This is a genomic window from Sphingomonas sp. A2-49, assembly GCF_025548555.1.
Lineage (GTDB): Bacteria > Pseudomonadota > Alphaproteobacteria > Sphingomonadales > Sphingomonadaceae > Sphingomonas.
Genome location: NZ_JAJLPA010000016.1, coordinates 13171 through 35656, shown reverse-complemented (window position 1 = coordinate 35656; position 22486 = coordinate 13171). Strand labels below are relative to the sequence as shown.

Here is a 22486-nt window from a genome sequence, read left to right as displayed (position 1 = left end):
GGCGCCGGGGCGCCGGACCGATTACTTGGCGATTTCGCTGACCACGCCCGCGCCGACGGTACGACCGCCCTCACGGATGGTGAAGCGCTGGCCGACGTCCATCGCGATCGGCGCGATGAGCTTGATGCCGAGCGAGATGTTATCGCCGGGCATGACCATCTCGGTGCCCTCGGGCAGCTCGACGGTGCCGGTCACGTCCGTGGTGCGGAAGTAGAACTGCGGGCGATAGTTGGCGAAGAACGGCGTGTGACGGCCACCCTCTTCCTTCGACAGCACGTACACTTCCGACTGGAAGTCGGTGTGCGGCTTGATCGAGCCCGGCTTGCAGAGCACCTGGCCACGCTCGACCTCGTCGCGGGCGACGCCGCGGATCAGCGCGCCGACGTTGTCGCCGGCCTGGCCCTGGTCGAGCAGCTTGCGGAACATCTCGACGCCCGTGACCGTGGTCTTGCGGACGGTCGGGTGGATGCCGACGATCTCGACTTCCTCACCGACCTTGACGATGCCCGTCTCGACGCGGCCCGTGACCACCGTGCCGCGACCCGAGATCGAGAACACGTCCTCGATCGGCATCATGAACGGCTTGTCGAGCGGACGCTCCGGCTGCGGGATGTACTCGTCGACCTGCTTCATCAGCTCGAGCACGGCGTCCTTGCCGAACGTGTCGTTCGAACCCGACAGCGCGCAGGTCGCCGAACCCTTGATGATGGGGATGTCGTCGCCCGGGAACTCGTACGAGCTGAGCAGTTCGCGGATTTCCAGCTCGACCAGCTCGAGGATTTCCTCGTCGTCGACCAGATCGACCTTGTTCATGAACACGACCATCGCCGGCACGCCGACCTGGCGCGCGAGCAGGATGTGCTCGCGGGTCTGCGGCATCGGGCCGTCGGTGGCCGACACGACCAGGATCGCGCCGTCCATCTGCGCCGCGCCGGTGATCATGTTCTTCACATAGTCGGCGTGGCCCGGGCAATCGACGTGCGCATAGTGGCGGTTCGTCGTCTCATACTCGACGTGCGCCGTCGAGATGGTGATGCCGCGCTCGCGCTCCTCGGGAGCCTTGTCGATGTTCGCGAAGTCGACGGCGGTACCGCCGGTCGTCTCTGCCAGCACCTTGGTGATCGCGGCGGTCAGCGACGTCTTGCCGTGATCGACGTGGCCGATGGTGCCGATGTTGAGGTGCGGCTTGTTCCGCTCGAATTTTGCCTTAGCCATGTTCCTACCTTCTGATTCGAATTCGGTGCCGCCGGGGCCACGCGAACGCGGCCGTGTAGCGGGTGATGATGGGTAACGCCAGCCCTTCCCCGTTTTGCCGGAGAGGCCGACACCGGCGTGGATCCGGTGTCGTCGGACGGGCTCGGCTCGGGCCGACCCGAGGGCCGGCCTGTCGCCGTCTCGGGGCCAGGTTGCCCCGGCCCCGCGCGGCTTAGGCCATCTTGGCCTTCACCTCGTCGGCGACGTTCTGCGGCACTTCGTCATAGTGCGAGAACTGCATGCTGTACTGCGCGCGGCCCTGCGTGAACGAGCGCAGCTGGTTCACGTAGCCGAACATGTTCGCCAGCGGGACCATCGCCTCGACCGTCTGCGCGTTGCCGCGGCTGTCGGTACCCTGGATCTGGCCGCGACGGCTGTTCATGTCGCCGATGACGTCGCCCAGATAATCCTCCGGGGTGACGACCTCGACCTTCATGACCGGCTCGAGCAGCGTGATGCCCGACTTCTGCGCCGCTTCGCGCATCGCGCCGCGCGCGCAGATTTCGAACGCCAGCGCCGACGAGTCGACGTCGTGGTACGCGCCGTCATAGACCAGCACCTCGAAGTCGATGATCGGGAAGCCGACCAGCGAACCGGTCGCCGCGGTTTCGCGGAAGCCCTTCTCGATCGCGGGGATATATTCCTTGGGAATATTGCCGCCCTTGATCTCGTCCTTGAAGATGATCCCCGAACCGCGCTCGCCCGGCGTCAGCTTCACCTTGACGCGGCCGAACTGGCCGGTGCCGCCCGACTGCTTCTTGTGGGTGTAGTCGATGTCGACGGGCTTCTTGAGGTACTCGCGATACGCCACCTGCGGCGCGCCGACGTTGGCCTCGACCTTGAACTCGCGCTTCATGCGGTCGACCAGGATCTCGAGGTGGAGCTCGCCCATCCCCTTGATGATGGTCTGGCCGGATTCGGCGTCCGACGACACGCGGAACGAGGGGTCCTCGCGCGCGAGACGATTGAGCGCGACGCCCATCTTCTCCTGGTCGGCCTTGGTCTTCGGCTCCACCGACAGCTCGATCACGGGCTCGGGGAATTCCATCCGCTCGAGGATGATCGGGGCGTTCTGCGCGCAGAGCGTGTCACCGGTCGTGGTATCCTTGAGGCCCGCGAGCGCGACGATGTCGCCCGCGAACGCTTCCTGGATGTCCTCGCGGCTGTTCGCATGCATCAGCAGCATGCGACCGACCTTTTCCTTCTTGTCCTTGACCGAGTTGGTGACCTGCGACGCGGTCTCCAGCTTGCCCGAATAGATGCGCGCGAAGGTCAGCGTGCCGACGAACGGATCGTTCATGATCTTGAACGCCAGCGCCGAGAACGGCGCCTCGTCCGACGACGGACGCTCGTCCGGCGTCTCGCCGTCGAGCTTCACGCCCTTGATCGCAGGAACGTCGAGCGGGCTCGGCAGATAGTCGACGACGGCGTCGAGCAGCGGCTGCACGCCCTTGTTCTTGAACGCCGAACCGCAGACGATCGGCACGAACGCCATTTCGAGCGTGCCCTTGCGGATCAGCTTCTTGAGGTCGGCGACCGACGGCTCGTTGCCCTCGAGATACGCTTCCATCAGCGCATCGTCCTGCTCGACCGCCATCTCGATCAGCTCGCTGCGATACTTCGCGGCCTTCTCGGCCATGTCGGCCGGGATGTCCTGATATTCGAACTTCGCGCCCAGCGACTCCTCGAGCCAGATGATCGCGCGGTTGTTGACCAGGTCGACGAGGCCCTTGAAGCCGCCCTCGATGCCGATCGGCAGGTACAGGACCGCCGGACGCGCGCCGAGGCGCTCGATGATCGAATCGACGCAGAAGTAGAAGTCGGCGCCAGTGCGGTCGAGCTTGTTGACGAAGCACATGCGCGGCACGCCGTACTTGTCGGCCTGACGCCACACCGTTTCCGACTGCGGCTCGACGCCCGCGACGCCGTCGAAGCAGGCGACCGCGCCGTCGAGCACGCGCAGCGACCGCTCGACCTCGATCGTGAAGTCGACGTGGCCGGGCGTGTCGATGATGTTGATGCGGTGCTCGGGGCCCTTGCCCTCCTCGGCCGACCAGAAACAGGTCGTCGCGGCGGACGTGATCGTGATCCCGCGCTCCTGCTCCTGCTCCATCCAGTCCATCGTCGCGGTGCCTTCATGCACTTCGCCGATCTTGTAGGACTTGCCGGTGTAATAGAGGATGCGCTCGGTCGTGGTCGTCTTGCCGGCGTCGATGTGCGCCATGATGCCGATGTTGCGATAGCGATCGAGCGGATGGCTGCGGGCCATGATCGTGTTTCCTTAGCGATGTGGGGAGCGCAGCTTCCGCCGGCTCCCCACGATATAGGTTAGAAGGTCGAGGCTTCCAAGCCTTACCAGCGATAGTGGCTGAAGGCGCGGTTGGCTTCGGCCATGCGATGCGTGTCTTCGCGCTTCTTGACCGCGTTGCCGCGATTGTTCGCCGCGTCCATCAGCTCGCCCGACAGGCGGGCGGCCATGGTGTTCTCGCTGCGCGCGCGGGCGGCCGTGATGAGCCAGCGGATCGCCAGTGCCTGGGCACGCTCGGGACGCACCTCGACAGGAACCTGGTAGGTCGCACCGCCGACGCGGCGCGAACGCACCTCGATGCCGGGCTTGATGTTGTTCAGCGCGTCGTGGAACACGCCGATCGGCTCGCGCTTGGCGCGGGTCTCGACGGTTTCCAGCGCACCGTAGACGATCAGTTCGGCGACGGACTTCTTGCCGTCGAGCATGACCGAATTCATGAACTTCGAGAGGACCTCATCCCCGAACTTGGGATCAGGCAGGATGACCCGCTTTTCGGGACGACGACGACGTGCCATTTCAAAAACCTTTCTAACTTCAGCCTGGTGGGCGAGCCCCGCACGGCGGCAGGGCCGACCGGCTTACTTCGGACGCTTGGCGCCGTACTTGGAGCGGGACTGGCGACGATCCTTGACGCCCTGCGTATCGAGCACGCCGCGCAGGACGTGGTAGCGGACGCCGGGAAGATCGCGCACGCGGCCGCCGCGGATCAGGACCACCGAGTGCTCCTGAAGGTTGTGGCCTTCGCCCGGAATATAGCTGATGACTTCGCGCTGGTTGGTCAGGCGGACCTTGGCCACCTTGCGCAGCGCCGAGTTCGGCTTCTTCGGGGTCGTCGTGTAGACGCGGGTGCAGACGCCGCGCTTCTGCGGGTTCTGCTCCATCGCAGGGACCTTGGACTTGGCCTTCTGCGGTTCGCGGCCCTTGCGGACCAGCTGGTTGATCGTCGGCATGAAGCCTTCACCTCGTAAATGGGTTACTTTGCTGGAGCCATCACAGCACTTCGGAATACAAAAAGGGACGTGGGCAGCGCATGCGCCACCCCGGCCCCGACAATTTTGCATCCAGCAATGTTCAAGCTTGCCCACCGGATGGCTCCGGCGAACGGGGCGGGCCTATACGTGGAGTCGCGCGATCGGTCAATCGCCGCTCCGCGCCGATGGCGGGGATCGTACGGCCACGCGCCGGCTTGCCCTTTCCGGCCGACGGCGCTAGAGGGCGCGGCGCTGCAGGAGTGTAGCTCAGTTGGTAGAGCATCGGTCTCCAAAACCGAGGGCCCACGGTTCGAGTCCGTGCACTCCTGCCAGTCTCCCCGCCGCTTGCGGGTCCGGCCCGATTCGACCGGCCGAGGCCTTTCCGGCACGACGCGACGTGACGAACGCGATATCGGTGCTATAGGCGTGGGGATGGACGAGACGACCCGACACACCATCGTGTTAGCCATCATCGGCGTTTTGATATTGGTGGGCGTGCCCGCGCTGGTGCTCTACCTGCGCCGGCGAAAACGCGAAAAGCTGCGCCGCCGCGGCATCAAACGCTACGGGCACTGATCCCCGCCGCATGCGCGCGGCCGCCGCGGCGGGACGCGCGCCGTCGCCACCAGACTTGCGCTCGCCGGCCCGCCGGGCTATCTGCGCGGGCCATCCGACAGCGAGGACGGGCCTTTCGCCGGTTTCCCACATCAGGGAAAGCGGCGGAGCCTTCATGCCCCGCTGAATCGGATTTCGTGATTCCAGCGGGTTCTGAGAAAAAACAGTGGCGAAAACGACCCCCATCGAATTCATCCGTCAGGTGCAGGCCGAGACCAAGAAGGTCGTCTGGCCGACCCGGCGCGAAACGATCATGACGGGCGTCATGGTGGTCATCATGACGACCGTCCTCGCGCTGTTCTTCCTGGGCGTCGACACGTTCTTCAACGCGGTCGTCCAGGCGCTGCTCAAGCTCGCGAAGTAAGGGTTTTCCAATGGCGCGCTGGTACATCATTCACGCCTATTCGGGCTTCGAGGGCAAGGTCCGCGACGCGATCATGTCCGAGGCGACACGGCTCGGGCTGGAACAGCTGGTCGAGCAGATCGAGGTTCCGACCGAGACGATCACCGAGGCACGCCGCGGCAAGAAGATCGCGGTCGAGCGCAAGTTCATGCCGGGCTACGTCCTCGCCAAGCTCAACATGAACGACGACGTCTATCACCTCGTCAAGAATACGCCCAAGGTCACCGGCTTCCTGGGGAGCATGGGCAAGCCGCAGGCGATCAGCGAGGCCGAGGCCGCGCGCATGCTCAACAGCAAGGAAGAGGCGGCGGCGGCCCCCAAGACCAAGGTCAAGGTCGACTACGAGATCGGCGACGCGGTCAAGGTGCTGGAAGGCCCGTTCGCGAGCTTCAACGGCATCGTCGAGGAACTCGATTTCGACAAGTCCAAGGTCAAGGTGTCGGTGTCGATCTTCGGTCGCGCCACCCCGGTCGAACTCGACTTCGAACAGGTCGAACGCAGCAAGTAATGCGATCGCCGGCCCGTCCGGACGGCCGGTGACACGCGGATCGCGAGGCCGGGGTGGCGACGCCCCGGCCTTTTCCATTGCGGCGGCGCGACCGCTGCGCCGGCTGGTCAGATCCGGCCGCAGTCGCTCGGTGCCGGCCGGCCGGCGAAGCGGTCGCCGATCCAGCGCAGCGTCGCGGCCGCCGAATCCCGCGCGCTGGTCGCATGCCCCGACCCGCCGATCGTCAGGTAGCGCAGCCGGGCGCCCCCGCGGCACAGCGCCTGCGCATAGGCGCGCGTCACCGCAGGCGCGACCAGATCGTCCTTCGGATTCTGCGCGATCAACATCGGCACGCCGAACGGCGTCGTCGTCGGGCTGTTGAGCCGCGCCAGCCGCGCCCATGGCTGGATCGTGCCGAGATCCCGGTCCTTCAGCCGCGCCTGCACCGTCGCGACCCCGAGCATCGTCATCAGCTTCGGCCTGGCGTCCAGCTTGATGCAATTGTTCTTCGCCAGCCGCGTCATGATCGCCCGTGTCTGCGGACCGCCCAGCGTCGCCAGCGGCGCGCCGTAATGCGCGGCCCAGCTGTAGCCGATGAACGCCGTCATCAGCGCCCCGACCGTGCGGTCGGGTACCTGCCGGACGTTGGCGACGAGATCGGTCGTCGGCGCCGCCGCAGCCACGCCCACCAGCTGGAGTTCCGGCGCATAGGCTCGCGCGATCTGGCCGGTCCACAGCGCGGCGTGGCCACCCTGCGATTCGCCCCACACCGCAAATCGCCGGCCCGCCGCGGCCGCGGGGATCGATCGCGCCGCACGCACCGCGTCGAGCACGGAACGGCCGGTATCCTGCCCGACCAGATACGGATGCACGCCCGCGCTGCCCAGTCCGGGATAGTCGGGCGCGACCACGACATAGCCCTCGCGCACGCCGTCGAGGCCGGGCGAATGCGTCCAGAAGCCGGGCGCCAGCGACGGCGCGCATTGGGTGGCGACGCCCGACGTGCCGTGCGTCCATGCCAGCACGTCGCGCGGAACCCGGGGCGTGGCCCCCTGCGGCGCGACGACCATCCCCGTCACCCGCGCCGGCCGACCACGGCCGTCGGTGGTCCAATAGACGATCGTCCAAGCCTGCATGCCGGCGGGCGCGGTGCGCACCGGCTCCGCGGCGATCAGCTGCCCGGCGCGTTGTGCGCCCGCCGCCCCCGGACACACGGTCGCACAGATCGCGATAGAGGCTATAGATGGCCGCATACGCCCTCCCCAGGCGGCGGATGCCGCGATGGAGAGGCTATGCCGGGGATCGGCGTTTGTCGAACGATCCGCTTCATGCCGCCGCCGCCGCGGGCTACAGGAGCCCATGCTCTACCTCACCGCCAAGGCATTGATCTCCGGCGCGCTGATCGCCGTCGCCTCGACGCTCGCGCGGCGCTATCCCGGCTTCGGCGCGCTGGTCGCGTCGCTGCCGCTGGTGTCGGTGCTGGGCATGATCTGGCTGTGGAGCGACAAGCCCGATCCCGAAACGATGGCCGCGCATGCCGGGGCGACCTTCTGGTACGTGCTGCCGTCGCTGCCGATGTTCCTGCTGATCCCGGCGCTGCTGCGCCACGGCGTCGGATTCTGGGCGGCGCTGGTCGCGGGCTGCGCCCTCACCATCGCGCTCTACGCCGCCATGACGTGGATCGCGCCGCGCTTCGGCCTCCAGCTATAGCGCCGGCGCGCCGTCAGGCGGCCAGCGCCACCGGCACAGCGGGACGGAGCGTCAGGATCGCCACGGCGCCCCGCCCCCTGCCCTCGCTCTCCAGCCGCAGGCTGCCGTCCATCGCGGTCATGGCATTCGCACACCAGTGCAGGCCGAGCCCCCCCGACTTGTGGCCGCGGGTCGAGAAGCCGCGCTGGAACATCGTCGCGCCGGCCGCCGGGTCGAAGCCCTCGCCGTCGTCGCGGATCCGGACGCGAACGACATCGCCAGCGGCGTCGATCGTCACGCCGATCGAGCCGCCGTCACGGCCCGAAGCGACGATCGCCTCCGCCGCATTGCCGAGCAGGTTGCCGATCACTTGGCTGAGGATGACGCGGTTCGCCAGCACCAGGGGCGCCTCCGCCGGAAAGCCGAACGCGATCGACGCGCCGTCCGCATAGCGTGCGATGGCGGCGTTGCCGGCGAGGATCGCGCTGACGTCGCACGGGTCGAGGCGGGGGCGCTCGTGCGCATAGCGCTGTTGCTCGCCGATGATCTCCAGCACGTGCGCCATCGCCTCGCGCCCGACCCTGAGTTCGTCGCGCATCGTCTCGCGATCCGCGGCCTCGGCGGCGAAGGCCGCGGCGGCGAAGGCGGAGAGCTTCGCCCGACGATCGGGGGACAGATCGTCGCGCGCGAGCTCGTCCAGCGCACGCGCGACGGTGGCACGGTCGACCGGCGGCGGCTGGGCGATCCCCCGGCTCAGGATCGTGCTGATCGGATTGAGCGCGTTGCGGACATTGTGCATCACCGCGACCGCGCTGTCGCTGCGGCCCAGCGCGAAGCCCTGCACCTCGACCCGTTCGCGCAACGTCCTGAGCTGCGCCAGCATCGCGTCGAGGCTGCGGCCGAGCGGCGCGCGCATCAGCCGCGCGTTCCGGTCGAGGGCCGCTCCTGCGCGGGGTCGCGGCCGAAGAAACGCTGGTCCGCCAGCTCGAAGGCGAGATGCGGCTCGACCGGACGCGAGAAGAAGAATCCCTGCAGATGGCTGGCACCCGCCAGCCGCAGCGCCTGCACCTGCGCCTCGGTTTCGACGCCCTCGGCGATCACCTCCAGCCCCAGCGCCCGGCCGAGGTGGATGATCGAATGGACGATCGCCGCGCTTTCCCGCTCGCGCCCCATGCCGTCGATGAAGCTGCGGTCGATCTTCAGGCTGTCGAGCGCGAACTTGCGGATGTTGTAGAGCGAGGAATAGCCGGTGCCGAAATCGTCGAGCGCGATGCGGAAGCCCATCTGGCGCAGCCGGTACAGCGTCTCGGCGGCGCGTTCGGCGTCGTCGAAGATCGCGGTTTCGGTGATCTCGATCTGCACGCGGCCGGGCAGGACGCCGGCGCGCTCGACGCTTTCCATGAGGTGGCCGACGAAATTGTGCCGGCGGAACTGGCGCGGCGAGAAATTGACCGAGACATACTGGCCCGGGAATCGCCCGACCGCCGCGAGCGCCTCGGCGAGGACCCAGTCCCCGACGTCGTGGATGACGTTCGATTCCTCGGCGATCGGGATGAACGTCGCCGGACTGAGCGCACCATAATCCTCGGTATGCCAGCGCACCAGCGCCTCGAACCCCACCACCTCCAGGTCGCCGCGGCTGACGATGGGCTGGTAGACGAGGCTGAGTTCGCCGCGCGCGATCGCCTGCGCCAGCCCCTGTTCGATGCGGCGGCGAAAACGGATGCCTTCGTCCATCGTCTCGTCGAACAGGCGGGTGACGCCGCGGCCGGCGCGCTTGGCGTCGTTGAGCGCGAGGTCGGCGCGGCGCAGCGCATCGACGGGATCGCACACCGCCGCGCCCTCGACGACGACCAGCCCCGCCGATGCGCCGCTCTGCACCGAATTGCCGAACAGCTGATGCGTACCGGCGCAGGCGGCGACGATGCGGTCGCAGGCCATCACCGCGGCATCCTCGCCCGCGCAATCGAACAGGACGCCGAATTCGTCACCGCCGAGCCGCGCGACCACCGCGCCCTCGGGCGCCTGCGCGTGCAGAATGGCGTAGACGTCGCGGATCAGCGCATCGCCCGCGAGATGGCCGAGCGTATCGTTGACGAGCTTGAACCGGTCGAGATCGAGCATCGCGGTGGCGAACAGCCCCGGTCGCCGCGCGCGTTCGGCGAGCGCGCGCTGGAAGGCGAGCCGGTTCGGCGCGTCGGTGAGCGAATCGTGCGTCGCCATGTGCAGCGCGCGGCTTTCGTTCGCGGCAAGCTCCGCGCCCTGCACCTCGAGCTGCGCGACCTGCGCCGCCAGCTGCGCGCGCGCGGCGGCCTGCTCGCGGTCGACCTGCCACCGGTGCGCGAGCGCGGTCGCGGTCTGGACGATCTCGGCCACCTCGAACGGCTTGGCGGTGTAGAAGATCTTGTCCGTGGGGCCGGCGGCGCGGCTGATCTCGATCGGCGCGAAATCCGAAAAGCCGGTGACGATGCACAGGTTGATCTCGGGATCGACCGCGCGGATCCGCCGCGCCGTCTCGCGCCCGTCGATGCCCGGCGGCATGCGGATGTCGATGAACGCGGCGGCGAAGGGGGTGCCGGCGGCGCGCGCGGCGGCGACCGCGGCGACGGCATCGGTCCCCTGGTGACAATGCGTCAGCGCGAATGCGTCCGGCTCGTCCGCGGCATCGAGGGCGGGCGCACCGAACAGCTCGGCCGCCATCGCGTCGAGCGCCTCGCCGTCCGCACCGCGCCGGACGGCGAAGCTGCGCACGTAGCTGTCGTGCATCGCCGGTTCGTCGTCGACGATCAGGAGGCGCTTGGGTACGCTGGCGATCATCGGTACGAACATCCCTCGAATGATTGACGAGGCGGTATCCGAACGTGGTTAACAGGTTGTAAACGAATTCCGGTGATCCGCGAGCGCCTGCGCGCCCAGGACGATCGCGCCGAGCGGGCCGGCGTTGCCGCCGAGCGCGGGGGCGACGACGAAGCCGGGCTCGGCGATTTCGGGCAGCGCGATATAGCCCGCCAGGCTCTTCACCATCGCCGCGCGGACGCGGGGGAACAGGTGGTCGTTGCCGACCATGACGCCGCCGCCCATGACGATCCGCCGCGGCACGCCGGTCAGCACCAGCGTGTGGCACAACTGGCCCAGCACATGCGCGACCGGCTCCCACACCGGATCGTCCGCGGCGATCTCCTCACCCTTCCGCCCGGCGCGCGCGCCGATCGCGGGCCCTGCGGCGAGCCCCTCCAGGCATCCGCCGTGGAAGGGGCAGATGCCCATCCAGTCGTCGTGCGGCAGCCGGTCGGGGCGGATGTGACCGAACTCGCTGTGGGTCAGGCCGTCGACGGGCTTGCCGCCCGCGATCAGGCCGACGCCGATGCCGGTCCCGACCGTCGCATAGGCGATGTCGCGCAGGCCCCGTGCCGCCCCCCAGCGCGCCTCGGCCAGCGCCGCGCCGACCACGTCGGTGTGGAAACCGGTCGGCACGTCGTACCGGCGCGCGAGCCGCCCGGCGACGTCGGTCCCCGCCCAATGCGGCTTGGGGGTGGAGGTGATGTGGCCGTAATCGGCGGATGCGCGGTCGATCGAGATCGGCCCGAAGCTCGCGATGCCGAGCGCGTCGAACCCACCCCAGCCGTCGAGCACCCGCTCGATCCCCGCCAGCGCCTCGTCCGGCCGCGTCGTCGGCAGCTGTACCCGATCCTCGATCGCATCCGGCCCGCGGGCGAGCAGGCAGACGATCTTGGTGCCGCCCAGTTCGATGCCGGCTACCAGAGGGGGGACGCTCGCCACGATCATGTTCTCCTTCGCCGCCGGGGTTAGACCAGAACCGGCGGCTAGGGTAGCGGGCTCACGCCCCGCGCGTCACGCGGCGGCGGCCGCCGATGCGAGCGCGCGACGCAGCGCGCCGACCTCCGCGTTCAGCGCTGCGATCCGGTCGCGCGTCATGCCGCTGCGGCGCATCAGGATCGGGGCGAGGCAGCCGGTTTCCGCCCAGCGGGTCCGGCCGACGTCGGTCAGCCGCACGCGCACCTGCCGCTCGTCCTCGGGATGGCGCGTGCGCGTCACCAGCCCCGCAGCCTCCAGTCGCTTGGCGAGCGGCGTGATCGTGCTCGGTTCGAGCGCCAGCCGGTCGGCAAGGCCGCCGATCGACCGCCCCTCCTCGCCCGCCTCGTGGATCGCCTGCAGGACCAGGAACTGGGGATAGGTGATGCCGAGCCGGTCCAGTGCGGGCTTGTACGCACGATTGATCGCGATCGACGCGGCATAGAGCGAAAAGCACAATTGGTCGTCGAGCGGCAGGGGGTCGGCCATCGCATCCTCCTTGGGGCCGCAATGATTATCAGGAAAACGATTATCACGCAAAATAATCGTGGACAGCACCAAGCGCGCTTCCTATTTGCTTATCGCGATAAGCAATCAGCCGAGGAAAACGCCATGTCGATCGACGTCAAGTACAGCACCAATGCCACCGCGACCGGCGGCCGCGACGGCCACGCCCGTTCGGACGACGGCCGCATCGACGTCGCGCTGTCGACGCCCAAGGAACTCGGCGGTGCGGGTGGCGAGGGCAGCAATCCGGAGCAATTGTTCGCCGCGGGCTATTCCGCCTGTTTCATCGGCGCGCTGAAGGTCGCCGGCCAGCAATTGAAGGTGAAGATCCCCGATGCGGTCGCGGTATCCGCGACGGTCGGCATCGGCCCCCGTGCCGCGGGCGGCTTCGGCATCACCACCGACCTCACCGTTTCGCTGCCCGGCGTCGCGCGCGAAACCGCGGAGCGGCTGGTCGAGACCGCGCACCAGATCTGTCCCTATTCGAACGCGACGCGCGGCAATGTCGACGTCGGGCTGACGCTGGCATGACCCTGCGCCATGGCCGCGCCGCCCGGGGTCGCCGGGCCGGCGCGGTCGTGGCCTATTCCACCGTCACCGATTTCGCCAAGTTGCGCGGCTGGTCGACGTCCGTGCCCTTCGCCACCGCGACGTGATAGGCAAGCAGCTGCACCGGCACCGCATAGACCAGCGGCGCGATCAGCGGATGCACCTTGGGCATGGTGATCGTCGCGATGCAATTCTCGCCCGCCGCCTGGATACCGTCATAGTCGCTGATGAGCACGACCTTGCCGCCCCGCGCCTGCACCTCCTGCATGTTGCTGACCGTCTTGTCGAACAGCGGTCCCGACGGTGCGATGACGATGACCGGCACGTTCTCGTCGATCAGCGCGATCGGTCCGTGCTTCATCTCGCCAGCGGCATAGCCTTCGGCGTGGATGTAACTGATTTCCTTAAGCTTCAGCGCGCCTTCGAGGGCGAGCGGATAGTCCGTGCCGCGGCCGAGATACAGGACGTCGCGCGCCCCCGCGATCACGCCCGCCATCGCCTCGATCGCCTCGTCATAGGCGAGTGCGCCGTTGAGCGCCGCCGGCGCCTCGGCCAGGTGCTTCACCAGCGCGCGCTCGTCCGCGGCGGACAGCTTGCCCTTGGCGCGCGCCAGGTTGGCGGCGAGCGCGGCGAGCACCGCGAGCTGGCAGGTGAACGCCTTGGTGCTGGCGACGCCGATCTCCGGTCCCGCATGCGTCGGCAGCAGCAGGTCCGCCTCGCGCGCCATGCTGCTGGTCGGCACGTTGACGACCGCGGCGATCGTCTGCCCTTCCGCCTTGGCGTGGCGCAATGCGGCGAGCGTGTCCGCCGTCTCGCCCGACTGGCTGATGACGATCATCAGCCCGCCCGGCTCCATCACCGGCCCGCGATAGCGGAATTCGGATGCGACATCGATGTCCACCGGCACGCGCGCGAACTGTTCGAACCAGTATTTGGCGACCATCCCGGCGTAATAGCTGGTGCCGCAGGCGACGATCGTGACGCGCCTGATCGCCGCCAGGTCGAAATCGGGGATGGGCAGCGTCACCCGCTCCTCCATCCGCTGGAGGTAGGAGCGCAGCGTCTGCGCGACGACGATCGGCTGTTCGTAGATTTCCTTCAGCATGTAATGGCGGTGGTTGCCCTTGCTGACGAGGTCGCCGGTGACGCCCGAGATGGTGATGGCACGCTCGACGGGCTTGTTGTCCCGGTCGTAGACCTGCGCGCCCTCGGCGGTGCAGACGACCCAGTCGCCCTCGTCGAGATAGGCGATGCGCTGCGTCAGCGGCGCGAGCGCCAGCGCGTCCGACCCCAGATACGTCTCGCCCTCGCCATGGCCGACGACCAGCGGCGAACCGAGCCGCGCGCCGATCAGCAGCTCGGGATGCTTGCGGAACAGGATGGCGAGCGCGAACGCACCGTGCAGCCGCGGCAGCACCTCGCGCACGGCGGCGGTCGGCTCGATCCCCGCCTCCACCTTCTCGCTGATGAGGTGGGCGACGACTTCGGTATCGGTTTCGCTGGTGAAGACGCGGCCGCGCGCGATCAGTTCGTCGCGCAGCGGCTTGAAATTCTCGATGATGCCGTTGTGGACCACCGCGACCTCGTCGGTCGCGTGCGGGTGCGCGTTGTTGGTGGTCGGGCCGCCGTGCGTCGCCCAGCGCGTGTGCGCGATGCCGGTGGTGCCGGGCAGCGGCGACGCGGCCAATTCCTTCGCGAGGTTGACCAGCTTGCCGCTCGCGCGCCGCCGCTCGATCCGGCCATCATGGTCGGTCGCGATACCGGCCGAATCATAGCCGCGATATTCCAGGCGCTTGAGGCCGTCGAGCAGACGATCCGCGACGTCTTCGGCGCCGACGATTCCAACGATTCCACACATGGTACGGGACCTGCCTTCAGAGGGTGTAGGGGATGCGGACGCCCGGCATGTTCGCCGGGAAGTCCCTGGTATTGCGGGTAACGAGAATGCGGCCGCGCATCTGCGCAGTGGCGAGGATGACGGCGTCGGGCGACTTCAGCCCCGCCCGCTGACGCCGCAGCGCCGCCGCCCGCAGCGCGATGTCCTCGTCGATCTCGTCGAGGGCGAACCGTCCCAGAAACTGGAGGGCCTCGCGTACGACGCCCTCCCCTCCCTTCGACAGCACTTCGATCCACGCCATGCGACTGATGCGCAATTCCTCACCGGTATCGCCGATGCGCGCCAATTCGACATGCGCCGGCTCATGACCCAGCAACGCATCGATCAGAATATTGGCGTCGAGGCTGTAACCGCTCATGCGTCCGACGCGGGCGTCCTGACGGCAGACTTCGCCATCAAGGCGAGATAATGCGCGCGTTCCCTATCGTCCTCCGGCGTGAAACAGTCGGGCGATTCGGCGCGCACCTCCTCGTAATCGTCGTCCCAAGGACGGGTCCACTCGGCACGTCGGCGTCGGTCGTATTCGGCGGGGTCGATGACGATGCCATGACGCGCCCAAAGGCCGAACCCCTTTTCGAGCCAATCCAGAGGCCCCGCAGCAGGCGCTTCCGCCCGGTATTGCGACACCGCCTCGCGCACCAAGGCGGCGCGCGACTTGCCTTGCTCGGCCGCCCGGCGATCGAGCCATTTCATATCGTCCTCGGGCAAGTCGATCAGCGTGCGCATAGCTTCACGATATCATCGACCGATATCACTTTCCAGCCTTGCGCGCCCGCATCATGTCGCGAAAGCGCGCCGCCCAGCCGGGCTTGGTCGCGCGTTGCGCCCGCACCAGCGTCAGGGCGTCGGCCTCGACGTCCGTCGTCACCACCGATCCGGCCCCGACGATCGCGCCCGCGCCGATCGAAACCGGTGCGACCAGCGCCGAATTCGATCCGACGAACGCGCCCGCGCCGATCACCGTCCGGTATTTGAAGAAACCGTCGTAATTGCAGGTGATCGTGCCCGCGCCGATGTTCGCGTCCGCGCCGACCTCGGCATCGCCGATATACGACAGGTGATTCACCTTGGCGCCGACGCCGATCGCCGCCTTCTTGATCTCGACGAAATTGCCGACCTTCGCCTTTTCCGCCAGCGTCGCGCCGGGGCGCAGCCGGGCATAGGGACCGACGTCCGCCTGCGCGCCGACGGTCGCACCCTCCAGATGGCTGAACGCCCGGATCGTGGCGCCGTCCGCCACGTCGACGCCCGGCCCGAAGACGACGTTGGGCTCGATCACCACGTCGCGGCCGATCTGCGTGTCGTGCGCGAACCAGACCGTGGCGGGCGCGACCAATGTCGCGCCATCGGCCATCGCCTGCGCGCGCCGCGCCGCCTGCCAGCCCGCCTCGACCGCCGCCAGCTCGCCGCGGCTGTTGATCCCGGCGACCTCGTCCTCGCCCGTCTCGATCGCCACCGCGCGACCGCCCTCCGCGATCGCCAGCGTGACGATGTCGGGCAGATAATATTCGCCCGCCGCATTGTCGTTGCCGACCGCGTCGAGCAGCCGCCACAGATCGCGCGTGCGCACCGCGGTGACCCCCGAATTGCACAGGTCGACGGCGCGTTCCGCGGCGCTGGCGTCCTTGAACTCGACCATCTTGCGGATCGTGCCGTCGGCGTCGGCGATGACCCGGCCATAGGCGCGCGCGTCGGCGGGGCGGAAGCCGAGCACCGCCACCGTCGGCGCGTCCGCCGCCTCCAGCCGTTCCGCCAGCCGCGCGACCGTCTCGGTCGCGAGCAGCGGCGTGTCGCCGAAACAGACGATGGCGACGCCGTCGAACCCGGCGAGCGCGTCCCGCGCCTGCAAGGCGGCGTGTGCGGTGCCGAGCTGGTCGTGCTGCCACGCGATCTCGACCCCGGTCGCCGCGACCGCGCGCTCGACCTGTTCGCCCGACGCGCCGACCACGACGACGCGGCGGACCGCCCCGGCGCGATCGAGGCTGTCGATCAGGTGAAGCAGCATCGGCCGACCGGCGATCGGGTGCAGGACCTTGTGCAGGTCGGACTTCATCCGGGTGCCCTTGCCCGCGGCGAGGATGATGACGGCGAGAGGCGTGTCCATGGCGCCAGCGCCTGCCATGGAAGGCTTGCCATTTCCATACCGAGCCGTCACCGCGCGGCGATATGACGCAGATTTCATCGCCCCGTCCGCCGTTCGACATCGTCGGATTCGACCTCGACGGGACGTTGCTCGACACCAGCGGCGACCTGGCCGCGGCGGTCAATCACGCGCTCGGGTCGATCGGCCGCGCGCCCCTGACGGTCGAACGGGTCCGGCCGATGATCGGCGGCGGCGCGCGCCACATGCTGGCGCAGGGGATGGCGGCCTCGGGCGGCTGCGACGAGGCGACGCTCGACCGGCTCCACCGGCGGCTGCTCGCCTGGTACGAAGAGCATATCGCGGTGCTGACGCAGCCCTATCCCGACGTGCTCGACACGCTCGACGCGCTGGCGGCGCGCGGCGTGCGGCTGGCGGTGGTGACCAACAAGCTGGAGGCGCTGGCCCGCAAGCTGCTCGACGCGCTCGACCTGACCCCGCGCTTCGCCTGCATCATCGGCGGCGACACGATGGGGCCGGGCAACGCCAAGCCCAGTCCCAAGCCGATCTACGAGATGCTGGCGCGCTGCGGCGGCGGCACCGCGGCCTTCGTCGGCGATTCGGTCTTCGACATCCGCGCCGGCCAGGCCGCCGGGCTGCCCACGGTCGCCTGCTCGTTCGGTTTCCTGATGCAGCCGGTCGATGAGCTCGGCGCGGACGCGATCATCGACGGCTATGCCGAACTGATCCCGGCGCTGGAGCGGCTCGCGGCGCGCTGATGGGCACCACGCGCTACCGTCCGCGCGCGCGCCACTTGGTCCACAGATGCCGCGCCAGCATGGCCGGCGGCATGCGCAGCCAGTGCGAGCGGACGTAGAAGGCGAACCGCGTCACCGGCCGGGTCGGCCGCCCCCAGTCGTCGCGGGCGAGCAGGCGGCGGCGGTAGAGGGCATCGAGCGGCGCCGGCGCCACGCCGACCCGCGCCGGCCGGTCGGCTTGCGTCACAGGCGTACCGAAGATCCGGTGCGTCAGCCGCAGCGCGCGCGCCACCGCCGCCGACAGGCCGTGCCGCGCGGCCTCGTCGACTACCGCCAGCGCGACATCGGGATCGTCCTCGGCGCCCTCGCAGAGCAGGCAGTGGATGTCCCACAGGTTGCGCAAGCCACCCGACAGGTCGCCGTCGGCGAACAGGTGCGCGGCGGCATGGACCACCATCGCCTCGGGCGACAGCACCGACAAGCCGTTGCCGAGCGGCACCGCGCCGGCGAGCAACGCCGCCGCATCCGGCGTGACCCGCGCGGTCAGCGGCAGGATGGTGTGGTGGACGTCGATCATCCGGTCGCGCGTGCGGTGGATCAGCGGCGGCAGTTCATGCATCCAGCGGCGGTAATAGGCATCGTCATAGGGATCGGGCTTGACCCATTCCCAGCCCGCGCCCAGCAGCGCCGCCTCGACCGCGGCGAGCGCGGCGTGCGGCACGAGGATGTCGAGGTCGCCGATCGACCGGCCCCGCCCCGCCGACAGGCCGGCGGCGACGAACGCGGTGCCCTTCAGCAGCACCACCGGACAGCCGATCGGCGCCAGCGCGCGCCGCGCCATCTCCGCCTCCCACAGCGCGGCGCGGCGCCCGTTTTCCGCCGCGTCGCGCGCGTCGGCGAGCAACAGCGCGACGTCCTCGGGCAACGGCAGCCCATCGAGCCGATACGCCAGCGTGCCCAGCAGCCGTTCGGCGCGCGCGGTGGTGACGAGGCCGATCCAGTCGGTGTCGAGCGTCAGCGACTGCGGGTCGGCCAGCGCGCGGGCGAGGGTCAGAGCGTCCGCCACGCCGCCTCCACCTGCGCCACCGCCGCCGCGCCGTCGGGATAATCGATCGCACGCGCGGGCACGTCGCGGACCAGGCGGGTGAGCGCGCCGAACCCCGCCTCGCCCAGCGCGACGTAATTGGTCGACGCCTGCGTCAGCCGCACGAAGGCTTCGCTCGGCCGGACCGCACGCACGTCCGCCGCCGCACCGAAGCGGGGGAACAGCAGCAGCGCGGGCCGGGCGGGCTCGTCCATGGCGCCGACCGCGAGTCCGTCGGGGACCATGTGGCGGATGGTGCCCTTGGGCGTGCCCGTCAGCAGCGGCCCGAGCTGCGCGTCCGGGCGCGCCGCGTGCGCGGCGGCGATGCCCTCGTTCTTGAGACTGACGAGGCGGGGAAAGGCGTGGACGAGGCCGGTGTCGGGATCGATCAGGGCGAATTCGTCGCCCATGAACCGCCATCCGCGCGCGGCGAGCAGCACCGCCAGCGTCGACTTGCCCGCGCCCGATTCGCCGGTCATCAGCACCGCGCGCCCGTCGCGCTCGACGCAGGAGGCGTGGAGCAGCAGGAACCGTCGCCCGCCGAGCGCCAGTTGCAGGTTCATCGCCATTTCGGCGGCGAGCAGCCCCTGCGCCAGCGGCAACGGCGCGGCCTCGGGCAGCATATGGTCGCCGCCGATGCAGATCGACGGGCGGATCCAGCGCCGCCACGGCCGCCCCGCCTCCAGCCGCACGGTGAAATCGGGCAGGTTCGGCGACGGGTAGAAGCGGTACAACTCGCGCAGCTGCTCGACCGGCGCGCGCCAGTCGCTGCCGATCCGGAAGCCGATCGGGCCGATCCGCACGGTGAAGCTGTGCCTCATGTCGCCTCGACCAGCCCCGCCTCGCGCAATTCGTCGAGCCGGGCGGCGAGCGCGTCGCGATCCGCGTCGGCGAGCGCGAAGCGTCCGGCCAGTCGCGCCAGCAGGTCGTCGAGGTCGAGCGAGGCGTCGCCCAGCACCGCCAGGATCTCCGGCGCCGGGCTGGCGAGCAGGTGGGTGATCCCGGACGGGCGATGGAAGACGGCGGTGAACGCGTCGAGGTCGGCGGTCAGCAACGCCTCGGGTGGCGGGGCGCGGTATCGCAACGGTCAGCCGCGCGGCATCTGCAACGAGGCGAAACAGGTGAAGCCGCCCTGCCCGCGCTGGAGCCGGCGGATATAGCCGATATAGGCGCGGTTGCTTTCGTAGCTGGTGCCGGGCAGTTGCGTGCCGGCGAGCGCGCGGCGCACCTCCTCGCCCTTGAACGGGCGGGGCGCGGGCGGGAACGCGCCCTTGGTCCCGGCAGGGACGACGGCCCCGGTCGGATCGATGAAGCTGCCCGCTCGGCTCATGTCGGGAACCGGGATCTCGCAGGTCAATACCGACCCCGCCGTCTGGCCGAGCGCCGGCCGGATCGACACCACCGCGCCCGCGGTGATCGCGCCCAGCATCAGCACGCGGCGGCGGTCGGCCAGGGGCGCCGCCGCCCCCTCCGTCGGATCGTTGCCCTCGATAGGCGTCTCGTCGCTCATGGCCCCCCGCTAGCGGATCTTGCTTTCACATTCGCTAACCACTGGCAAGCGCCCGGCCTTTCCGGCGCGCGGGGGCAAGGCCCGACGATCCCCCTCCCCGTCGCGGCCAACCTCGGCTAGCCAGACGCGCATGATGTCCCGATTCGCCCGACGGCTCAGCGGCGCGCTGGGGATCGCGCTCGCCGCCGCGATCGGCGTGCTGGCGGTGGACGGGCGCATCGACGGCGCGGCGGTGGCGCTGGTCGGGGCGGTCGCCGCCGCCCTCGCCGCCATGGGCCGCGGCGACGAGGGGATCGCGGCGACCGGGCACAGTGCCCCCGACGCCAACCTGTTGCTGGCCGAGGTGATCGACGTGATCGCCGAACCCGTGCTGCTGGTCCGCGGCGGCATCGTCACCTGCGCCAATACCGCGGCCAGGGCGTTGCTCGGCCGTCATATCGTCGACGAGGACGTCCGCGTCGCGATCCGCCATCCCGCCGCCGCCGACCGCCTGACCTCTGGCGCGCCGCTGCCGGGGCGCCCCGTCGAGCTGGTCGGGCTCGGCACCCCCGACCAGAAATGGGAGATGCGCACCGGCGAGACCGGCGATGGCGCGCGCATCGTCCATCTGGTCGACCGCAGCGGCAATTACGCGGCGGAAAAGATGCGCGTCGACTTCGTCGCCAACGCCAGCCACGAACTGCGCACGCCGCTCGCCTCGATCCTGGGGTTCATCGAGACGCTGAACGAGGAGGCGGGCGAGGACCCGGCCTTGCGCAAGCGCTTCCTCGACGTGATGTTCGCCGAGGCGCAGCGGATGCAGCGGCTGGTCGAGGATCTGATCTCGCTCAGCCGGATCGAGGCGGAGAAATACCGGCTGCCCGACGCCCGGATCGACCTCGGCGAATTGCTCGACGACGTCGTGGCGGAAATCGCGGCGGCGCGCAGCCCGCGGGCGGACGACGTCGCGGTCACGGTCGAGCCGGCGTTGCCCGCAGTGATCGGCGACGAGGCGCAATTGTCGCAGCTGCTCCACAACCTGATCGGCAACGCGATGAAATACGGCCGCGCCGGGACGCCGGTGACGGTGCAGCTCGGCCTCGACCGGTCGGGGCTGCTGCGCCTCGCCGTCACCGACGAGGGCGAAGGGATCGCCGCCCAGCACATCCCGCGCCTGACCGAGCGTTTCTATCGCGTCGACGCCGGGCGCAGCCGCAGCGTCGGCGGCACCGGGCTCGGCCTTGCGATCGTCAAGCATATCGTCGAGCGGCATCGCGGCCGGCTCGACATCGCGAGCAAGGTCGGCATCGGCACCACCGTGACCGTCGCGATCCCGCCGGCGGAAACGCTCGCGCGCGCCGCGTCCGGGACGGGTGTCATCAAAGGGTAACCGAACCGTCACACAGGCGGGGCGTGGCGACTCGGGGTCGCCTGCGGGAACCCGATGCGCCTTCCTTCTCTCGGCCTTTTCGTCGCGTCGGCCCTGGGCCTGGCGGCCTGTCGGGACCAGGCCGACGGCGGCGGCGGCGGATCGCGCGAACAGATCACCGCGGTGGGATCGTCGACCGTCTATCCGTTCACGACGCTGGTGGCCGAGACGTTCGTCGCCAACAATCCCGATGCGAAGGCGCCGGTGATCGAATCGACCGGCACGGGCGCGGGGATGAAGCTGTTCTGCGCGGGCGTCGGCGCGGGCCATCCCGATATCGAGGATGCGTCGCGGCGGATGAAACGCGGCGAATATGCCGCCTGCGCGGCGAACGGCGTCGGTCCGGTGATGGAGGTGCAGGTCGGGATCGACGGCATCGCCTTCGCCGAGGCGAAGGGCGGGCCGGGCATGACGCTGACCCCCGCCGACCTGTATCGCGCGCTCGCGGCAGCACCGCTCGGGCGGCGCAACACCGCGCGGCTGTGGCGCGACGTCAACGCGGCGCTGCCGGCGACGCCGATCCAGGTCTATGGCCCCCCGGCGACCAGCGGGACGCGCGACGCGCTCGCCGAACTGATCCTGACGCGGGGCTGCGAGGCGACCGATCCGGCCGCGAAGGCGCTCGATCCGGAGGCGCACAGGGCGCGCTGCACCCGCGTGCGCGAGGATGGCGCCTATGTCGACGCCGGCGAGAACGACAATCTGATCGTGCAGAAGCTGGCGGCGAATCCGACCGCGATCGGCGTGTTCGGCTACAGCTATCTCGAACAGAATGCAGCGAGCGTGAACGGCGTCGCCATCGACGGGGTCCGCCCGACCTATGCGACGATTGCCGCCGGCGCCTATCCGGGATCGCGGCCGCTCTACCTGTACGTCAAGATCGCACACCTGCGCGCGGTGCCGGGGCTCGCGACTTTCCTGAGCCTCTATGCGGGCGCGTGGGGACCGCAGGGACCGCTGGTCCGCCGCGGCCTGATCGCCGCTCCCGCCGCGGTGCGGGCGAAGGCGGCGGCAGTCGTGGCCGACGAGACGCCGCTCGATCCCGCGACGCTGCCGTCGTGACGCGCGATGCGCTCGCCCCGTCACCCCGGACCGGTTCCGGGGCTCACCGCGCCGCAGGGGCAGCGCTGGCAGGCGGCGCGCGCCTTGCCAC

At 69.5% G+C, this 22486-nt stretch carries 25 protein-coding genes and 1 tRNA gene; 9 read left to right on the top strand and 17 right to left on the bottom strand.

Going from position 1 to position 22486, the window contains the following annotated elements:
- Positions 1-21 precede the first annotated feature (21 nt).
- The 4 genes from tuf to rpsL all read right to left on the bottom strand — a co-directional run bounded on the left by tuf (position 22) and on the right by rpsL (position 4512).
- Positions 22-1215: an elongation factor Tu gene (gene tuf, locus LPN01_RS12900; protein ID WP_262828828.1), complete on the bottom strand. Its 1194-nt coding sequence runs from the start codon at positions 1213-1215 to the stop codon at positions 22-24.
- Positions 1216-1426: 211 nt separating this feature from the next.
- A complete protein-coding gene (fusA, locus tag LPN01_RS12895; RefSeq protein ID WP_262828827.1) occupies positions 1427-3523 on the bottom strand; it encodes an elongation factor G in 2097 nt (698 codons plus the stop codon).
- An 83-nt stretch (positions 3524-3606) separates the two neighbouring features.
- Positions 3607-4077 carry a 30S ribosomal protein S7 gene (gene rpsG, locus LPN01_RS12890; RefSeq protein WP_262828826.1) on the bottom strand — a complete coding sequence of 157 codons (471 nt, stop codon included), beginning with the start codon at positions 4075-4077 and terminating at the stop codon, positions 3607-3609.
- A 63-nt stretch (positions 4078-4140) separates the two neighbouring features.
- Positions 4141-4512 (bottom strand): 30S ribosomal protein S12, encoded by a 372-nt coding sequence (gene rpsL, locus LPN01_RS12885; RefSeq protein ID WP_029936467.1) that lies wholly within the window; start codon positions 4510-4512, stop codon positions 4141-4143.
- A 277-nt stretch (positions 4513-4789) separates the two neighbouring features.
- Here rpsL and LPN01_RS12880 point away from each other — a divergent pair.
- From LPN01_RS12880 to nusG, 4 genes are all read left to right on the top strand, one after another.
- Positions 4790-4865 (top strand) — tRNA-Trp (locus LPN01_RS12880).
- 100 nt (positions 4866-4965) lie between these two features.
- On the top strand, positions 4966-5109 hold the full coding sequence (locus LPN01_RS12875; protein WP_262828825.1) for an LPXTG cell wall anchor domain-containing protein: 144 nt from the start codon (positions 4966-4968) through the stop codon (positions 5107-5109).
- A 205-nt stretch (positions 5110-5314) separates the two neighbouring features.
- Positions 5315-5512, top strand: coding sequence for a preprotein translocase subunit SecE (gene secE / locus LPN01_RS12870; RefSeq protein ID WP_262828824.1), 198 nt, complete (start codon positions 5315-5317; stop codon positions 5510-5512).
- 10 nt (positions 5513-5522) lie between these two features.
- Positions 5523-6059 carry a transcription termination/antitermination protein NusG gene (nusG, locus tag LPN01_RS12865; protein WP_262828823.1) on the top strand — a complete coding sequence of 179 codons (537 nt, stop codon included), beginning with the start codon at positions 5523-5525 and terminating at the stop codon, positions 6057-6059.
- A 107-nt stretch (positions 6060-6166) separates the two neighbouring features.
- Here nusG and LPN01_RS12860 read toward each other — a convergent pair whose 3' ends face one another.
- A complete protein-coding gene (locus tag LPN01_RS12860) occupies positions 6167-7291 on the bottom strand; it encodes a lipase family protein (RefSeq protein ID WP_262828822.1) in 1125 nt (374 codons plus the stop codon).
- A gap of 106 nt (positions 7292-7397) precedes the next feature.
- Between LPN01_RS12860 and LPN01_RS12855 the strand changes: the two genes are divergently transcribed.
- Positions 7398-7748 carry a DUF3147 family protein gene (locus LPN01_RS12855; protein ID WP_262828821.1) on the top strand — a complete coding sequence of 117 codons (351 nt, stop codon included), beginning with the start codon at positions 7398-7400 and terminating at the stop codon, positions 7746-7748.
- Between the two features lie 13 nt (positions 7749-7761).
- Here LPN01_RS12855 and LPN01_RS12850 read toward each other — a convergent pair whose 3' ends face one another.
- The 4 genes from LPN01_RS12850 to LPN01_RS12835 all read right to left on the bottom strand — a co-directional run bounded on the left by LPN01_RS12850 (position 7762) and on the right by LPN01_RS12835 (position 12029).
- Complete coding sequence (locus LPN01_RS12850) at positions 7762-8643, bottom strand: sensor histidine kinase (protein WP_262828820.1); 882 nt, start codon at positions 8641-8643, stop codon at positions 7762-7764.
- Complete coding sequence (locus tag LPN01_RS12845; protein ID WP_262828819.1) at positions 8643-10556, bottom strand: putative bifunctional diguanylate cyclase/phosphodiesterase; 1914 nt, start codon at positions 10554-10556, stop codon at positions 8643-8645. Before LPN01_RS12845 ends, LPN01_RS12850 begins: the two co-directional genes overlap by 1 nt.
- A gap of 36 nt (positions 10557-10592) precedes the next feature.
- Positions 10593-11513, bottom strand: a complete 921-nt coding sequence (locus tag LPN01_RS12840) for an ROK family protein (RefSeq protein ID WP_262828818.1) — start codon at positions 11511-11513, stop codon at positions 10593-10595.
- Between the two features lie 66 nt (positions 11514-11579).
- The gene (locus LPN01_RS12835; protein WP_262828817.1) at positions 11580-12029 is read right to left on the bottom strand and encodes a MarR family winged helix-turn-helix transcriptional regulator; all 450 of its coding nucleotides are present in this window, start codon (positions 12027-12029) and stop codon (positions 11580-11582) included.
- A gap of 123 nt (positions 12030-12152) precedes the next feature.
- Here LPN01_RS12835 and LPN01_RS12830 point away from each other — a divergent pair, with 123 nt between their 5' ends.
- Positions 12153-12578 (top strand): organic hydroperoxide resistance protein, encoded by a 426-nt coding sequence (locus LPN01_RS12830; RefSeq protein ID WP_262828816.1) that lies wholly within the window; start codon positions 12153-12155, stop codon positions 12576-12578.
- A 52-nt stretch (positions 12579-12630) separates the two neighbouring features.
- Here the strand turns inward: LPN01_RS12830 and glmS are convergent, their stop codons facing one another.
- The 4 genes from glmS to glmU are packed head-to-tail and all read right to left on the bottom strand — an operon-like array spanning position 12631 to position 16597.
- Positions 12631-14454, bottom strand: coding sequence for a glutamine--fructose-6-phosphate transaminase (isomerizing) (glmS, locus tag LPN01_RS12825; RefSeq protein WP_262828815.1), 1824 nt, complete (start codon positions 14452-14454; stop codon positions 12631-12633).
- 16 nt (positions 14455-14470) lie between these two features.
- The gene (locus LPN01_RS12820) at positions 14471-14851 is read right to left on the bottom strand and encodes a PIN domain-containing protein (RefSeq protein WP_262828814.1); all 381 of its coding nucleotides are present in this window, start codon (positions 14849-14851) and stop codon (positions 14471-14473) included.
- On the bottom strand, positions 14848-15219 hold the full coding sequence (locus tag LPN01_RS12815; RefSeq protein ID WP_262828813.1) for a ribbon-helix-helix domain-containing protein: 372 nt from the start codon (positions 15217-15219) through the stop codon (positions 14848-14850). The genes LPN01_RS12820 and LPN01_RS12815 overlap by 4 nt, the downstream gene beginning before the upstream one ends.
- 25 nt (positions 15220-15244) lie before the next feature.
- Positions 15245-16597: a bifunctional UDP-N-acetylglucosamine diphosphorylase/glucosamine-1-phosphate N-acetyltransferase GlmU gene (gene glmU, locus LPN01_RS12810; RefSeq protein ID WP_262828812.1), complete on the bottom strand. Its 1353-nt coding sequence runs from the start codon at positions 16595-16597 to the stop codon at positions 15245-15247.
- A gap of 62 nt (positions 16598-16659) precedes the next feature.
- Here glmU and LPN01_RS12805 point away from each other — a divergent pair, with 62 nt between their 5' ends.
- Positions 16660-17352, top strand: coding sequence for an HAD-IA family hydrolase (locus tag LPN01_RS12805; protein ID WP_262828811.1), 693 nt, complete (start codon positions 16660-16662; stop codon positions 17350-17352).
- Positions 17353-17365: 13 nt separating this feature from the next.
- Here LPN01_RS12805 and LPN01_RS12800 read toward each other — a convergent pair whose 3' ends face one another.
- The 4 genes from LPN01_RS12800 to LPN01_RS12785 are packed head-to-tail and all read right to left on the bottom strand — an operon-like array spanning position 17366 to position 19925.
- Complete coding sequence (locus tag LPN01_RS12800; RefSeq protein ID WP_262828810.1) at positions 17366-18397, bottom strand: nucleotidyltransferase family protein; 1032 nt, start codon at positions 18395-18397, stop codon at positions 17366-17368.
- Positions 18382-19236, bottom strand: coding sequence for an HprK-related kinase A (locus tag LPN01_RS12795; protein ID WP_262828809.1), 855 nt, complete (start codon positions 19234-19236; stop codon positions 18382-18384). The genes LPN01_RS12800 and LPN01_RS12795 overlap by 16 nt, the downstream gene beginning before the upstream one ends.
- Positions 19233-19499, bottom strand: a complete 267-nt coding sequence (locus LPN01_RS12790; protein ID WP_262828808.1) for an HPr-rel-A system PqqD family peptide chaperone — start codon at positions 19497-19499, stop codon at positions 19233-19235. The genes LPN01_RS12795 and LPN01_RS12790 overlap by 4 nt, the downstream gene beginning before the upstream one ends.
- Before the next feature lie 3 nt (positions 19500-19502).
- A complete protein-coding gene (locus LPN01_RS12785) occupies positions 19503-19925 on the bottom strand; it encodes a hypothetical protein (RefSeq protein WP_262828807.1) in 423 nt (140 codons plus the stop codon).
- 130 nt (positions 19926-20055) lie between these two features.
- Between LPN01_RS12785 and LPN01_RS12780 the strand changes: the two genes are divergently transcribed.
- Together LPN01_RS12780 and LPN01_RS12775 are read left to right on the top strand one after the other, a co-directional pair.
- Positions 20056-21294, top strand: a complete 1239-nt coding sequence (locus tag LPN01_RS12780; RefSeq protein WP_262828806.1) for an ATP-binding protein — start codon at positions 20056-20058, stop codon at positions 21292-21294.
- Between the two features lie 54 nt (positions 21295-21348).
- Positions 21349-22395 (top strand): substrate-binding domain-containing protein, encoded by a 1047-nt coding sequence (locus LPN01_RS12775; RefSeq protein ID WP_262828805.1) that lies wholly within the window; start codon positions 21349-21351, stop codon positions 22393-22395.
- Positions 22396-22486 lie beyond the last annotated feature (91 nt).

Excerpts from the sequence above, each read along its gene's own strand:
- tuf (WP_262828828.1), bottom strand. The coding sequence starts at position 1,215 with ATGGCTAAGGCAAAATTCGAGCGGAACAAGCCGCACCTCAACATCGGC.
- fusA (WP_262828827.1), bottom strand. The coding sequence starts at position 3,523 with ATGGCCCGCAGCCATCCGCTCGATCGCTATCGCAACATCGGCATCATG.
- rpsG (WP_262828826.1), bottom strand. The coding sequence starts at position 4,077 with ATGGCACGTCGTCGTCGTCCCGAAAAGCGGGTCATCCTGCCTGATCCC.
- rpsL (WP_029936467.1), bottom strand. The coding sequence starts at position 4,512 with ATGCCGACGATCAACCAGCTGGTCCGCAAGGGCCGCGAACCGCAGAAG.
- LPN01_RS12875 (WP_262828825.1), top strand. The coding sequence starts at position 4,966 with ATGGACGAGACGACCCGACACACCATCGTGTTAGCCATCATCGGCGTT.
- nusG (WP_262828823.1), top strand. The coding sequence starts at position 5,523 with ATGGCGCGCTGGTACATCATTCACGCCTATTCGGGCTTCGAGGGCAAG.
- LPN01_RS12860 (WP_262828822.1), bottom strand. The coding sequence starts at position 7,291 with ATGCGGCCATCTATAGCCTCTATCGCGATCTGTGCGACCGTGTGTCCG.
- LPN01_RS12855 (WP_262828821.1), top strand. The coding sequence starts at position 7,398 with ATGCTCTACCTCACCGCCAAGGCATTGATCTCCGGCGCGCTGATCGCC.
- LPN01_RS12850 (WP_262828820.1), bottom strand. The coding sequence starts at position 8,643 with ATGCGCGCGCCGCTCGGCCGCAGCCTCGACGCGATGCTGGCGCAGCTC.
- LPN01_RS12845 (WP_262828819.1), bottom strand. The coding sequence starts at position 10,556 with ATGTTCGTACCGATGATCGCCAGCGTACCCAAGCGCCTCCTGATCGTC.
- LPN01_RS12840 (WP_262828818.1), bottom strand. The coding sequence starts at position 11,513 with ATGATCGTGGCGAGCGTCCCCCCTCTGGTAGCCGGCATCGAACTGGGC.
- LPN01_RS12835 (WP_262828817.1), bottom strand. The coding sequence starts at position 12,029 with ATGGCCGACCCCCTGCCGCTCGACGACCAATTGTGCTTTTCGCTCTAT.
- LPN01_RS12830 (WP_262828816.1), top strand. The coding sequence starts at position 12,153 with ATGTCGATCGACGTCAAGTACAGCACCAATGCCACCGCGACCGGCGGC.
- glmS (WP_262828815.1), bottom strand. The coding sequence starts at position 14,454 with ATGTGTGGAATCGTTGGAATCGTCGGCGCCGAAGACGTCGCGGATCGT.
- LPN01_RS12820 (WP_262828814.1), bottom strand. The coding sequence starts at position 14,851 with ATGAGCGGTTACAGCCTCGACGCCAATATTCTGATCGATGCGTTGCTG.
- LPN01_RS12815 (WP_262828813.1), bottom strand. The coding sequence starts at position 15,219 with ATGCGCACGCTGATCGACTTGCCCGAGGACGATATGAAATGGCTCGAT.
- glmU (WP_262828812.1), bottom strand. The coding sequence starts at position 16,597 with ATGGACACGCCTCTCGCCGTCATCATCCTCGCCGCGGGCAAGGGCACC.
- LPN01_RS12805 (WP_262828811.1), top strand. The coding sequence starts at position 16,660 with ATGACGCAGATTTCATCGCCCCGTCCGCCGTTCGACATCGTCGGATTC.
- LPN01_RS12795 (WP_262828809.1), bottom strand. The coding sequence starts at position 19,236 with ATGAGGCACAGCTTCACCGTGCGGATCGGCCCGATCGGCTTCCGGATC.
- LPN01_RS12785 (WP_262828807.1), bottom strand. The coding sequence starts at position 19,925 with ATGAGCGACGAGACGCCTATCGAGGGCAACGATCCGACGGAGGGGGCG.
- LPN01_RS12780 (WP_262828806.1), top strand. The coding sequence starts at position 20,056 with ATGATGTCCCGATTCGCCCGACGGCTCAGCGGCGCGCTGGGGATCGCG.
- LPN01_RS12775 (WP_262828805.1), top strand. The coding sequence starts at position 21,349 with ATGCGCCTTCCTTCTCTCGGCCTTTTCGTCGCGTCGGCCCTGGGCCTG.